The 12,440-nt window shown below is 44.1% G+C and carries 10 protein-coding genes; 1 reads left to right on the top strand and 9 read right to left on the bottom strand.

From position 1 onward, the window contains the following. Window positions 1-163 precede the first annotated feature (163 nt). Entirely contained in the window at window positions 164-2,482 is a 2,319-nt protein-coding gene (locus AABK37_RS36510; RefSeq protein ID WP_432556340.1) for an NHLP family bacteriocin export ABC transporter peptidase/permease/ATPase subunit, read from the bottom strand. A gap of 242 nt (window positions 2,483-2,724) precedes the next feature. On the opposite strand from AABK37_RS36510, the gene AABK37_RS36505 reads away from it, so the two are divergent. Next, a complete protein-coding gene (locus AABK37_RS36505) occupies window positions 2,725-2,964 on the top strand; it encodes a hypothetical protein (protein ID WP_432556339.1) in 240 nt (79 codons plus the stop codon). A 439-nt stretch (window positions 2,965-3,403) separates the two neighbouring features. Here AABK37_RS36505 and AABK37_RS36500 read toward each other — a convergent pair whose 3' ends face one another. The 8 genes from AABK37_RS36500 to AABK37_RS36465 all read right to left on the bottom strand — a co-directional run bounded on the left by AABK37_RS36500 (window position 3,404) and on the right by AABK37_RS36465 (window position 12,132). Then, the gene (locus AABK37_RS36500; RefSeq protein ID WP_432556338.1) at window positions 3,404-3,796 is read right to left on the bottom strand and encodes a helix-turn-helix domain-containing protein; all 393 of its coding nucleotides are present in this window, start codon (window positions 3,794-3,796) and stop codon (window positions 3,404-3,406) included. Then, a complete protein-coding gene (locus tag AABK37_RS36495) occupies window positions 3,744-4,049 on the bottom strand; it encodes a BrnT family toxin (protein WP_432556337.1) in 306 nt (101 codons plus the stop codon). Before AABK37_RS36495 ends, AABK37_RS36500 begins: the two co-directional genes overlap by 53 nt. Window positions 4,050-4,381: 332 nt before the next feature. After that, a complete protein-coding gene (locus AABK37_RS36490; RefSeq protein ID WP_432556336.1) occupies window positions 4,382-7,972 on the bottom strand; it encodes a filamentous hemagglutinin N-terminal domain-containing protein in 3,591 nt (1,196 codons plus the stop codon). Window positions 7,973-8,136: 164 nt separating this feature from the next. Further along, the gene (locus tag AABK37_RS36485) at window positions 8,137-9,576 is read right to left on the bottom strand and encodes an NHLP bacteriocin system secretion protein (RefSeq protein WP_432556335.1); all 1,440 of its coding nucleotides are present in this window, start codon (window positions 9,574-9,576) and stop codon (window positions 8,137-8,139) included. 230 nt (window positions 9,577-9,806) lie between these two features. Then, a complete protein-coding gene (locus tag AABK37_RS36480) occupies window positions 9,807-10,898 on the bottom strand; it encodes a cyclic nucleotide-binding domain-containing protein (protein ID WP_432556334.1) in 1,092 nt (363 codons plus the stop codon). A gap of 91 nt (window positions 10,899-10,989) precedes the next feature. Beyond that, window positions 10,990-11,280, bottom strand: coding sequence for a CTB family bacteriocin (locus AABK37_RS36475; RefSeq protein WP_432556333.1), 291 nt, complete (start codon window positions 11,278-11,280; stop codon window positions 10,990-10,992). A gap of 230 nt (window positions 11,281-11,510) precedes the next feature. Beyond that, window positions 11,511-11,741, bottom strand: a complete 231-nt coding sequence (locus AABK37_RS36470) for a hypothetical protein (RefSeq protein ID WP_432556332.1) — start codon at window positions 11,739-11,741, stop codon at window positions 11,511-11,513. A gap of 82 nt (window positions 11,742-11,823) precedes the next feature. Next, window positions 11,824-12,132, bottom strand: coding sequence for a hypothetical protein (locus AABK37_RS36465; protein WP_432556331.1), 309 nt, complete (start codon window positions 12,130-12,132; stop codon window positions 11,824-11,826). Window positions 12,133-12,440 lie beyond the last annotated feature (308 nt).

Genomic DNA, 12,440 nt, shown 5'->3' with positions numbered 1-12,440 from the left:
TTTTTAATGAGCTAAAACAATTGCGTAGTGGGTACAAGCCCCTACTGATTGAAATTATGTCCGCATGAATTACTAATTATGAATTGCCGCTACGCGGCTTGACTTTCTCTTAGTCCACGGAGGTGGACTTCGTTTGTGTAGTAGCGAATTCTATTCGCCCTTTTCAAACTAATTCTAAGGTTCCGCCCTCGCTTTTAATTAACTCTAAATAAAAGCCTTCAATTTGCCGCAATTCGTCATGAGTACCGCGTTGTACAACCTTACCACGATTGAGAACAATAATTTCATCGCAATCGCGAATTGTACTCAAGCGATGCGCCACAATCAAGCAAGTACAACCCCGCAACCGTAAGTTTTGGTCAATAATCTTCTCTGTCTCTGCATCCAACGCACTTGTAGCTTCATCCATCAGCAAAATTGAGGGATTATTAACTAAAGCGCGGGCTATTTCTAAGCGTTGTCGCTGTCCCCCACTCAAATTGGTTGCACCTTCTAACAAGTCTGCGTTATATCCACCGGGAAGCGATCGCACAATTTCATGCACGGCAGCATCACGGCAAGCTTGCATCAAGTTGCTATCAGGTATAGTCGTATCCCACAATGTCAAATTGTCGCGAACGCTACCAGCAAACAGCGTAATATCTTGTTCTATAGTTGCAATCGAATTTACCAACACTTGATGCGGAATTTGCGATCGCATTTGTCCATCCAAGTACATTAAACCAGACCAAGGTTCGTATAATCCAGCCACCAGTTTGGCGATCGTTGATTTTCCGGAACCGCTACCGCCCACCAATGCCACTCGCTGTCCCGGTTTGAGTGAAAGACTAAAATTTTCAATCAAAGGCGGTGCAGTTCGATTGTAGCCAAAGGTGATATCGCGTAGTTCGAGATATCCCTCCAGTTTGGGAGAGGGGGGGAGTGGGGGAGTGGGGGATGGGGAGAGTGGGGGAGTGGGGAGACAAGGGAGACAAATTTCCCCCTTGTCCCCCTTGTCCCCCTTGTCTCCTTGTCCCCTTGTCCCCCCCTCTCCCCTTCTCCCCCTCTCCCCCTCCTCTTGCGTCGGATTTTGCAAAACATCATCCAACCGATTTAAGTTTCCTTGCAGTTCTTGTAAATCGCCGCCTAAACTGATAAGTTGATTCACAGGTTGCATAAACTGCTGCATCAAAGATTGAAATGCTACCAGCATCCCAATAGTCAAAGCACCATCCATGACGCGCAATCCCCCAACAACGATTAATAACATTGAGGTAATACCAGACAAAAATGCGGCGAAGATTCCTAACCCTTGATTTAAGTTGTCCATATCTTGCCGGACATTAATTGCTTTGGCGTAATATCCTGCCCAACGAGTAAAGAAATCTGATTCTAAACCGGAAGCTTTCAGGGTTTCCATACTTTGCAATCCGGCGATCGCTATTCCGCTGACTTTGCCTTCTTCTTGCATCAAGCGGATATTTGTATCTACGCGCAATCGTGCTACCCACTGTAAGGCTACCAGATTAACGACAACGAAAGCAATACCAATCAACGTTAACATTTTGTCGTATTGCAGCATGACAACGGCGTAAAAAATCACCATCACAGCGGAAATTATTGTTGTTGCCAGTTTACCAGAGAGGAGATTTGCAAGGCGATCGTTTAATTGAATTCGGCTGCTAATTTCTCCGGCAAAGCGTTGGTCATAAAAGCTGACCGGAAGGTGGAGAAGATGCCAGATAAACTTACTCGACATTCCCATTGCCAGCTTGATTTTCATCCGTCGCAATAGCTGTAATTGCAATCGCGTTAATAACCCGCTTAATAATGCTGTAAATAGCATTGCAAATATCAGCGGACGCAACCAATCTTCGCGACCTTGAACTAACACTTGATCGACAAATACCTGTGAAAAAGTCGGCATCGCCAACCCAGGTATTACAAGGAAAAAACCCGCTAACACGCAGTAAATCAGCGACCACATGCTCCCTTGCAAGCGTGACCGCAACGCCCAAAATATATTTGGTTTACGTCCTCCTTTCTTAAATTCTGGACTCGGTTCAAATACTAGTACAACTCCGGTAAAAGCCTCGCTGAATTCTGATAGCGAAACTATGCGTCGTCCTGTTGCCGGGTCATTGAGAAAAACGCACTTTTTGCTAAACCCTTCAACAACCAAAAAGTGATTAAAATTCCAAAATACAATATAAGGACACGCGATTTGTTGCAAAGCTTCTAAATCTACTTTGAAGCCTTTGGCTTGTAAATTATAACTTCGAGCCGCATTTAGCACATTTGAGGCTTTACTTCCATCCCGCGAGATACCGCAAGCTTGGCGGAGTTCTGCTAGGGGAACGATGCGATTGTGGTAGCCTAAAATCATACCCAGAGATGCTGCCCCACATTCTACTGCTTCCATTTGGAGTAAGGTAGGTGTGCGGCGGATACGGTGAGATTTGGCGGGCTTTTTTAATAGTTTTTTACGAATTTGTTTAAACATAAATTAGAAGTTTTTGAGGTTTATACCAAAACACAATCACGCTTTTATTTCCACAACCGCCTATGGCTGTAAGCCACAGGCTAATAGCTAAATGAAATGCTTGCTTAGTACAACTTTGCATAAGTTCATAACCAAAATATGAATGAAGACTCTGCGTACCTTTGCGCTAACTGGTGCGTGACTCTGCGTTAAAAAAAGCTACGAATTAATGAAATGCTTGCTTAGTCGTCTTGAGACGACTTATGCTATTAGCCATAGGTTTAAACCTATGGCGGGTAATGCACCTAATACAAGATTTCAGCCATTCATGCAACCTTAGCCTAGTTAGCGAAGTATTAGCTTTAATTCTCCTTACTTTTCCCTTTTCAAATAACTATTTAGAGACAGGGCAAACTGATGCAGTAGGGAGAGAAGATAACGTAGTTTCGGGTGCTTGGGTAACAAGCATGATTTTACCGTCAGCAGTTTTTACCCAGCCTTGAGCCTCGACGAGTGTAGTTTGTGTAGGTGGAATGCTGGATGTTGACGATGATAGGACTTACGCACCCAAGCAACAAACCATAAATGAGGGTGGTCAAAAGGAGCCAGTTGCGTGGGCGGCTCTGCCGACTTGAGCAATCTGGCGTTCAATAGTCAATAGTCAAGGGGAGCCAGCCGCTTCGCGTGGGTTTCCCGACTAAGCAGACTGGCGTTCAGAATCAAGATTTTTGGACTGTTGACTTGATGAGATTACAACATCAGCCCCATCCAATCAAAATAATTTTCCTAATACTCATCCATGTTTAAGGTTTGAAGAAAGCAGGTTTCAAGAGATAGTTTCGCTCTTAGGGGAAAGCAGGAAAAGGCTGATGATAACCAGTCGTGGATGATGCCTCTCAAAAACGGTCGTTTTTGAGAAGAGGGGTATATCTCTAAAAGTTCTCAATGCGGGGTAAACTGCAATGCCTGATAGATAGCTTCAGGATTGGCAGCAATAACCTTAAGATATGCCTTTGCTGTCTGATCTGGTTCGCTGCGTCCTTGCTCCCAGTCCCGCAATGTGCCAAGCGGGATATGGTAACGCGCTGCAAATTCTTCCTGCGTCAATTGCAACGCACGGCGGATAATTTTTACACGGGATACCCGCTTCATACGGGCTAAATCTTCATCTGTAAGCGGTTGTGCATCAGGATCGCTAAGAGCAACCGCGTGAATTTCTTCTTCGGTCATGTGACGCATAGGCTGTTCTGGAAACGGTCGCTCGCTACCGTCAGCTAACACCTCAACCACCGTCCCATCCTTGTGCATTCTCGCGGTAATAGTCGTTTCGTTCATTCCTTGTTGCCTCCCGTGCCGATATTATTCTAGTTTTCTCCCCTCGTTCCGTATATACGACCATCAAAAGCCTGCTGTCTGCTATGCCAATACGGATAAACCTTTCCTCACCGTAAGCTTTTCTGTCATCCAGTTTCTCAATGCCGAACGGGTCACGAAATACCTTAACCGCTTCGTCAAAACGCACACCGTGCTTGGTGTAGTTTGCGATCGCCTTTTCATAGTCCCATTCAAAGTTATCTGCATCATTCATAAATATACGGGATGCCAGTAGTTATGTCAATTGTCCACTGGAAACCAAGCGTTATGACACATTTTAGACTTGGTTTACGTCCTCCTTTCTTAAATTCTGGACTTGGTTCAAATACCAGCACAACTTCGGTAAAAGCCTCATACCCAGAGATGCTGCCCCACATTCTACTGCTTCCATTTGTAGTAAGGTAGCTGTGCGGCGAATACAGTGAGATTTTGCGGATTTTTTTAATAGTTTTTCACGAATTTGTTTAAACATAAATGACCTCCCTCCAAACCTCTCTCCTCGTAGGAGAGAGGCTTTGATTATTTGTACCTTTCGCTTTCAAATAACTATTTAGAGACAGGGCAAAGGTTTGCAGTGACGCGAGAAGATGGCGTAGCTTCGGGTGCTTGGGCAACAAGCATGATCTTACCGTCAGGAGTTTTCACCCAGCCTTGCGCTTCAACGATCGCCTGACGGGAAGTCGAAGGTAGATTGATTGTTGAAGTATTTGGTTTAACAGAGCGATACTCGTTTGGAGTCACTGAGCGATCGCTATCCAATGTTGCTAGTTGAGTTAAGTTTGGTGTACCGTTAAGAGGTTGTGTAGCGTTAGGTGGTATACCGCGTCCGGTGACGATAAACTCACCTAGGGGTTTTTTCGCATTTCTACCTCTAGGACAATCCTGAGCAATTTGGTTGCTAGCATCAATGACTTGTCCTGGTAATTCCACTAGCCCTTGCGTCGGTTGGATATCTGGTTGGATAATGTTGATTTGTCCTTGGACACCTAATTCGGAACTCGCAGTAATATCATTTGTTTGGTCTGATGGTTTCGGACGGGCTTCGATACCGAAAATCCCCTGAGTGCGAATGTTAATATTACCACCTGTGCCAGAGAAGGCATTGGCTGTAATGTCGCTGTTTTCTTTCGGTACGGCGACGATGAATGGAGCGTTAATCGTGATATTACCGCCGTTACCGCCTGCTTGTTGATTGCCTGCTGTTGCAGAAATTTGACTATTGCGACGCAGTAGAAGTAAATCAGAGTTAAGGTTTATGTTACCGCCATCGACTGCACGAGATTCGGCGCTAATCGTGCCTTGGTTGTCGAGGGTCAGGCGAGGTGTATTGACGATGATATTTCCAGCAGAACCTGTTGCGGTAGAGCGAACCGAGAGACTGCTATTTGGTGAAATCTGAACAACACGGCGAGGAAACTGGCTTAAGCGACTAGAGTAGGTTGGGTCGCTACCCGCAATATCGACTTTATTTTTTGCATTAATTGTAATTGTGCCAGCAGAACCGCTGCTTTCGCTGGTGGTGAAAATTTGCCCGCCATTTAGTAGTTGTAAACTGTCAAGAGTAATATTGATATTTCCTCCGGTTTTATCGTTAAAAGTGCGAGCATCTATTACAGCACCATCGCGAACTGTTAGCTGTGGTGCTGTAATTGTGATATTTCCACCTTTCCCTTTACCAACAATTGTCGGTCCAGTTCCAGGGATAGCAGGATTATCCCCTGTGGTTGAGAAAATAGCACTGGAGCGTTTTGTCTCCTCATCGATACCTGCAACTGTGATAGGCTGCGTCGCAACAATGGTTATATTAGCTGCATCTCCATCACCAAAAGTACTAGCATCGATTTGTGAGCCGTTGAGTAGTTCTAAGGAGCCAGTGGAGATATTTATATCGCCGCCCTTTCCGACTGCATTTTGATTAACCCCGCTAAAAATGTTGCTATTGTCAAAAGTGATGCGATCGCGGGCGTTGATGATAACATTGCCTGCATTGCCCTTTCCATCTGTCGTGGCACTCACCGCTGCGCCATCTCTCATAAATAAAGATCCAGTTATAATCTCGACGTTGCCACTATTACCAACCGCGCCAGGTAGCACTAGGCTCTGAGCACCACTACGCTGTTGTCTGTTAAGGCTTCCTGCAAATTCAATACGATCTCGCGCATTGATCGCAACATTGCCTGCATTTCCTTGTCCGCTAGTTGCTGCTTGAAGTACTCCGAGATTAGTACCTGTTAGTGTCCCCGTGTTGACACGAATATCTCCCCCCTTACCGCTACCGCTCTCTTCGACTTGGTTAGCGATAGCTGCACGATTATTCAAGGCAATTTGATTGCGAGCGTTGATGATAATATTGCCTCCATTGCCTTTTCCAGAAGTAATCGCAAATATTTGTGCGCTATTATCGAGCAATAGCGATCCAGTGGCGATCGCGATGTTGCCTCCCTGACCTGTTGCGCCAGAAGCCACTCGGCTAAAGGCTCCACTGGCTGCACTGCTTCTCCCCTCAAAAGAGACGCGATCGCGAGCGTCGATGAGAATGTCTCCTGCATTTCCCTGTCCAAAAGTGGTTGTTTGCAGTTGGGCACCTCTGGTAGTGGAAAGTGACCCTGTGCTAATGCGAATGTTGCCTCCGTTTGCGCGACTTACGAAGTTAAAGATTTTCGCACCATTATCTAGGGAAACTTGATCGCGAGCATCAATGAGAATATCTCCCGTATTCCCCTGTCCAACGGTAAAAGCACTCATGAGAGCTCCATCCGTGAGGGACAACGAACCTGTATTGATGCGAATGTTGCCGCCAATGCCAACCCCCTCCTCTTGAATGCCATTGACTATCCGTGCATCGTTCCTTAAGGAGACCCGATCGCGAGCATCAATGAGAATATCTCCCGTATTCCCCTGTCCATAAATCTGTGCTGATATTCCTGCACCATTCGTCATAGAAAACGACCCTGTGCTGATGCGGATATTTCCTGCATTACCTTTGCCAGTTTTTTCGACATTACCAAAGATAATCGCACCGTTGTCTAAAGAAACTTGATCGCGGGCATTGATAATAACATTACCCCCATTGCCTTGTCCAGAGACACTAGCACTGAGGCGAGCGTTATCGGTTAAAAATAACGATCCAGCCGTAATCCGAATATCACTACTATTGCCCGATTGATTTTCAAATACGTTATTTCTAATACGACTGCTTTCTCTGATTTGGATTGTACCTGTCGCATTTAAAGTAATATCCCCAGTTTGACTATTTCTTGGTTCACCTGTTCCGATACCTGAAGCGATAAAGCTGTTACCTGAAATATCTAAGTTGCGAGCATTAATTGTAATACTGCCACCATTACCAGCTACCACGAAAACTTCAGCGGCAAACAGCGAGATATCTGCCCGTGGTAAATCGGTTGGAATGCTGAAACTATTATCTGGATTCAGTTCAACCGTCTTTGCTTCTGCGTTCCCTTCGAGGTTAGCACCAATTGCAGCAAGTTCAATTCGTCCGCTTAGAGTAGCCAGTATGCCTCCGTTTAACTCAACATCGCCACCGATCAAACTAAGGTTTTGTCCTGGGTCTACAGCTAGAACAGCTTGGCTTGTAATCTTGCCAGAATTAATCTGATTAAACAACAACCCCGAAGGCTGAACCGTCAACAATGGCGGTGCTTGAGGATTCGTCGCACTAAAATTTCCCTGATTCCCAAATTGAATCGCATTCGCTGTCGTCCCCAAAAACGAACCCCGCACATCCAAGCGGGCATTCTGCCCAAATAAAATACCATTGGGATTAATTAAAAACAGATTCGCCGTACCATCAACACCCAAAGTCCCGAAAATATTCGATGCATTCCCACCCGTTACCCGCGTTAGTATATTTTCCACTCCAACAGGGTTGCCAAAATACACTCTTTGCCCATCACCTACATTAAACTGACTGAAACTATGAAAAAGATTGCTCCCCCGTTGAGCGCCACCGTCAATTTTGTCACCTGGTACGCCATTAATTAAAACATTCGGAGTCAGTCGAGAAGCTTCTCCCAGCGTGTTATCTGGGGTAATTTGTGCGTGTGCGGGAGCGCACGTAAGTATAAAAGCGCTGGTAAATAATAATTTTTGCAGCAATTTCTGTAGTTGATGCATTACAAAGTCTCGGTAGGGGTAGTAAACACGTTGTATTTAAGTTACATATATCACTATTTATGACTATGTTTAACTAATGCAGTTGGTAGGGTGTGTAATGCCGTAGGAAGATCGCACCTTGAATTACTCATGGTGCGTTGCGCTATGCGACAACGCACCCTACTTCATCCCATACCCGACCAATCTTTGAGAATTGGTAACACAAACTCGATGGGTTTGCGTTTTTCTACTGTTATCCGCACTGAGGTTGTGGTTCCTGGTGTCATTTTTAGCTGCGGTCCGGTGGACGATGACCAGCGATATTTGCTGAAAGTGGAAGAATCGGGCTGAAGTTCCGTAAATACCGCAAGTTGTGGTCCTTGCCCCATAACACTAGGTAAAATATCCGCATTGCCAATTAAACTGACTGCACCTTGCTGTGTCACCGGAAATGCAGATATATTTGTTACTTTGGCTTCGATGCCGCCGAATTCTTCGCGCTTGACTGTTGAGGGTGTGATTTGTACTTGACTACCCGGTTTAATTTTCTTGCCTTCACTTACGGGCAAAAAGGCAACATTAACTAATTTAGCAGATGACTCTTGGGCAGCGATCGCACCAATTCCTACACCTGGTTCTAACTGTTGCCCCGGTTTGGCGGTAATTTCCAAAACCCTCCCCGTGTAATCACTCTTTACTTGACTACTCTTTTGTAACTGTAATTCCAACTGAGCAATCAAACGTTGGGTTTCTTGAATTTCTTTTGTACGGGTAGTATTAATAGTTAAATCTTGTTCCTTTTGCGTTGCTTGACGGCTATCCAATGCTTTCAATTGCGCTGACAACTCGTTAACTTGATTGAGGTTGCGGAGATATTCACGTTCAGCATCCGCTTGTTTTACTTCCAATTGATTTAATTGCGATTCTGCTTCGTTGATTTGTGCTTGGGCATTAATATATTCTTGCCGTGCCTGTAACGCCATATCTTTAGGAACTGCACCTTGGCGAAACAGATTTTCCCGCTCATTCCACCGCTGCTTCAACGTCGGTTGCAATTCGCGTAACGTTTGCAAATTCTGTTTGAGATTTTGGCGATCGCGTTTTAACACTTCCAATCCTTTCGAGCGTAAAATGGGAGTGAGGGACTGTACCGTTTGTAGACTTTGCTGTATCGTCCGTCGCTGCTCTTGCGTCGCTGTTTGTTCCAGAGCAAAACGCTGCATCTGCACTTGTGTTGCAGTTTGGTCTTGCAGTCGCAACTGTCCCAGTTTATCGCGGGAAAGCTGCAATTGCTTTTTTAACTCAGATTGGTCAATCGTCGCCAAAACTTGACCTTTTTTCACCATTTCCCCTACTTCCACATTTAATTCCAGAATCCGTCCGGGGTTAGATGCCTGAACTGTGACAACTTTACTCGGATAAATTAGCACTCCTCGACCTGTAACAATAATCGGGATGCGTCCCTTGATACTCCATGTCAATCCAGCCGCAACCAACGAACCAAGTGCAAATAAAGAAAACCAACGTCTGGGACTGGTTATTTTGATTAATTGGTCGAGTTGTTCGGGAGAAGCTACCTTTTCTAATGCTTCTTTGCGAAACAGTTGATTTTTCTGCGTCACCATTGAATTTACCTGCAATTTCTATAGAACTTACCCCAAGACTCTTTGCAACCCTCTTTCCTTTGCGCTCTTTGCGTCTTCGCGGTTTATTTCTCTTTAAAAGATTAGAAAACGAACCGCGTTCGCCCAGCCGCGTAGGCGTGAAGGAGAAGACACGAAGTACACGTTCGCGCTTCGCGTCTTTGAAGGAGAAGGAATAAGAGTTTGAGAGAGTTTTTGCGCTCATTTGTGTTTTAATCAATTCCGATTCTTTTGAGCATCCATTCAAATCGCGCTCCTGCTAAGGCAACTTGTGTGAGAAAATGGGTATTAAGTTCGTTGGCGTAAGATTTTTCTAGGGATTGTCCGCTACTGTAAGTTAACCTGCCATAGCCAAGACGCTGGACGATCGCTTGTTGTTTATCGGCTAACAAAACGGACAGCACGCGATAAAATCGAACTGCAAACCCGACATCATGCAGCAGTTTTGCTGCTAATCGCCATTGAGGAATTGACAGTATCCGCGAATTCTGCAATGCTTTAACTGTGACTGCTGGCGGTTGTGCTTCAATAAACGGAGTTTCACCAATAATATCACCACGAGATAACCGGGCAAATTCTTGTTCTGATGGTTCGGTGTTTTCTAAATTAGAAAAAGCTCGTGTTAATGGATTGCTGTTTTCTGCGGCGGCGTTCAAGGCGATCGCACCATCAAGTAAAATATGTAGTGCTTCAATTGGTCTACCACTGCGAATCAACACTGTATCAGCGGCAATTTGTTGGACTCGTCCCGCAGCAATCAACCAATCAATATCGCTATCGTGTAACTCTGCAAATATAATCAACGCTTCCCGTAGTTGCGGTTGACTCAATACAACTGTGCTGCGTCCAAGTTGATTCATCAAAAGTTCTAGCCGATTTGCTAACAGCACTGCACTTGCTCTTGTAAGGTGCGCGGCAAAATTGAGGTCTTGTTGCAACTTTTGTAATAGATGCGATCGCTCAATTGCCAAAACCAAAGATTTGCTCGTCGCACAAACTGTAGTAGACGGTAAGTAAGTTTCTAAAAAAGGTATTTCTCCTACCATCTCCCCACTCGACAATCGAGCAATTTCCCGTCCCGGCAGGACACCACCTTCAAGCGCTGCAAAAGCTCGACCCAGCGGATTTGCATTACTCTGAGTCAGCGAAACTGTTAACGCTCCATCTAAAAGAATATACAATGCATCTAGCGGTTGACCTTGCTGAATTAGAACAGTTCCTGGCTCAATTTCGACTTGATGTCCGGTTGCCAACATCCAGTCTATATCTTGATTGCTAAGTTCCTTCAATAGAACTTGTGTCATTGATAAATAAACTCCCTTAAAGAATAGTACATGGGAGAACAAATAATTTGGAAATAGCTTGAGTATGAGAATTCAAAATTCCAAAGTTTCATTACTTTCTGCCAAAAAGTTTGGCTAATCCGCTAAAAAAGCTCATAATATCGTTTGGAGAATTCAAATCTAAACCAAGAACTTGAAAAGCCGAAGAAAATGTCTGAGAAGATTTAAAAATAGAACTTGTTCCCATGCTTCTTCGCCTTGAACCTCTTCGCTGCGCTGAAAATATATCACTTTTTTCAAACATCGAACCAGAGAATAAAATATTGATTCCCCCCGCAATTCCTTCAAGTTCTTCTTCAGATAATTCCACCGGAGTATTATTTACATCTATTTCGTTAGACATGATTTTATCCTTTGCCGTTTGCGATTAATTGATCTAAGCAGATTAGTAGATCCCATTAAACCAATTAATGATTTCTGAAATTACACTATTTCTGGAAGGTAGGGACTTATGCAGATCCAGAGGTAAACCCTCTAAAAGTTAAAGCAGAGACTTTTCGTGTAATGAAACAGCCTCTGCTTAAGTCCCAGTCAGAACACACTTATTACTGGGACTCTATATGAAATTCACTATTACTGATTATTGGCGATAATCCCCTCAAGCTCCTCAGTGCTAATATTGACGGATTGGGTATAATGATAATCCCAACACGCCGCAAATTCACCGCCGGAAGCTGTGCAAAGCTGAACATTGTAGGCGCGTACATCACATTCTCTACGCCCAATTCTCAGTTCAAGATTATTGGGATCAGCATCTTGCATATTTATGATGATATTGCAAATTTTCCCTTTAACCTTTACCATGAACCCCCAAAACCTACGCAGTATTGGATCGCATCTGTAAAGTACCTGTAAATTCTAGTGCTTGAAATGCGATCGCATTTTTTTATTGACCAATCACTCTTCTTTGGGCAATATAAGTATCCAGATTGGCAATTAAGTTTTGATACTGTAAAAACTGAGCATAGCAAGTAGAGTTGTCAATATATGGGCTGTTGTAGCAATTTGCTATTACAATCTTTGCTTGCCGAGCTTGTTCGTTCCTAAAAATTATGACTTCTTGTATTGAAAGTCGATCAAGTTGCTCGCGAGTAATCCTTTGTGCATTTGCGGGCATTTGTATGGTTAAAGAAATGCCGAAAATCGCTAAAGGAATTAGCATTTTTTTGAAATACTTAAGATGATCCGATGGCATTTTAATCCCTTTTTGGTTCTAAAAATATTGGTTGCGACAGCCTAACGGGACTTAGACAAAAATTAAGCCCAAATAAAGCCCAAACTGGCTTTATAAGCAGCAAATACGTCACGATTAAGAGTCAGCCAATTGAAAAATCGATCTTGTCATAGCCGTTCTAAAGGCATCTATTGCTTCAGTAAATTTACGGAGTGAGTATTTTACCCACCCAGGTTGTGTAATTAATTAACAGCGATCGCTTGACCAGCCGAGCTAAAGATTTCTTGCGCGTTGGTGAAAGAAACTGTACCGCTACCACCAGGACCAGC

The organism is Tolypothrix sp. VBCCA 56010, assembly GCF_050875635.1.
Taxonomy (GTDB): Bacteria; Cyanobacteriota; Cyanobacteriia; order Cyanobacteriales; family Nostocaceae; genus Hassallia.
Note: the sequence above shows the minus strand (reverse complement) of the source record. Positions and strands in the feature narration are given on the sequence as shown.

Coding starts and splice junctions, on each gene's coding strand:
- AABK37_RS36510 (WP_432556340.1), bottom strand. CDS start 2,482: ATGTTTAAACAAATTCGTAAAAAACTATTAAAAAAGCCCGCCAAATCT.
- AABK37_RS36505 (WP_432556339.1), top strand. CDS start 2,725: ATGCTATTAGCCATAGGTTTAAACCTATGGCGGGTAATGCACCTAATA.
- AABK37_RS36500 (WP_432556338.1), bottom strand. CDS start 3,796: ATGAACGAAACGACTATTACCGCGAGAATGCACAAGGATGGGACGGTG.
- AABK37_RS36495 (WP_432556337.1), bottom strand. CDS start 4,049: ATGAATGATGCAGATAACTTTGAATGGGACTATGAAAAGGCGATCGCA.
- AABK37_RS36490 (WP_432556336.1), bottom strand. CDS start 7,972: ATGCATCAACTACAGAAATTGCTGCAAAAATTATTATTTACCAGCGCT.
- AABK37_RS36485 (WP_432556335.1), bottom strand. CDS start 9,576: ATGGTGACGCAGAAAAATCAACTGTTTCGCAAAGAAGCATTAGAAAAG.
- AABK37_RS36480 (WP_432556334.1), bottom strand. CDS start 10,898: ATGACACAAGTTCTATTGAAGGAACTTAGCAATCAAGATATAGACTGG.
- AABK37_RS36475 (WP_432556333.1), bottom strand. CDS start 11,280: ATGTCTAACGAAATAGATGTAAATAATACTCCGGTGGAATTATCTGAA.
- AABK37_RS36470 (WP_432556332.1), bottom strand. CDS start 11,741: ATGGTAAAGGTTAAAGGGAAAATTTGCAATATCATCATAAATATGCAA.
- AABK37_RS36465 (WP_432556331.1), bottom strand. CDS start 12,132: ATGCCATCGGATCATCTTAAGTATTTCAAAAAAATGCTAATTCCTTTA.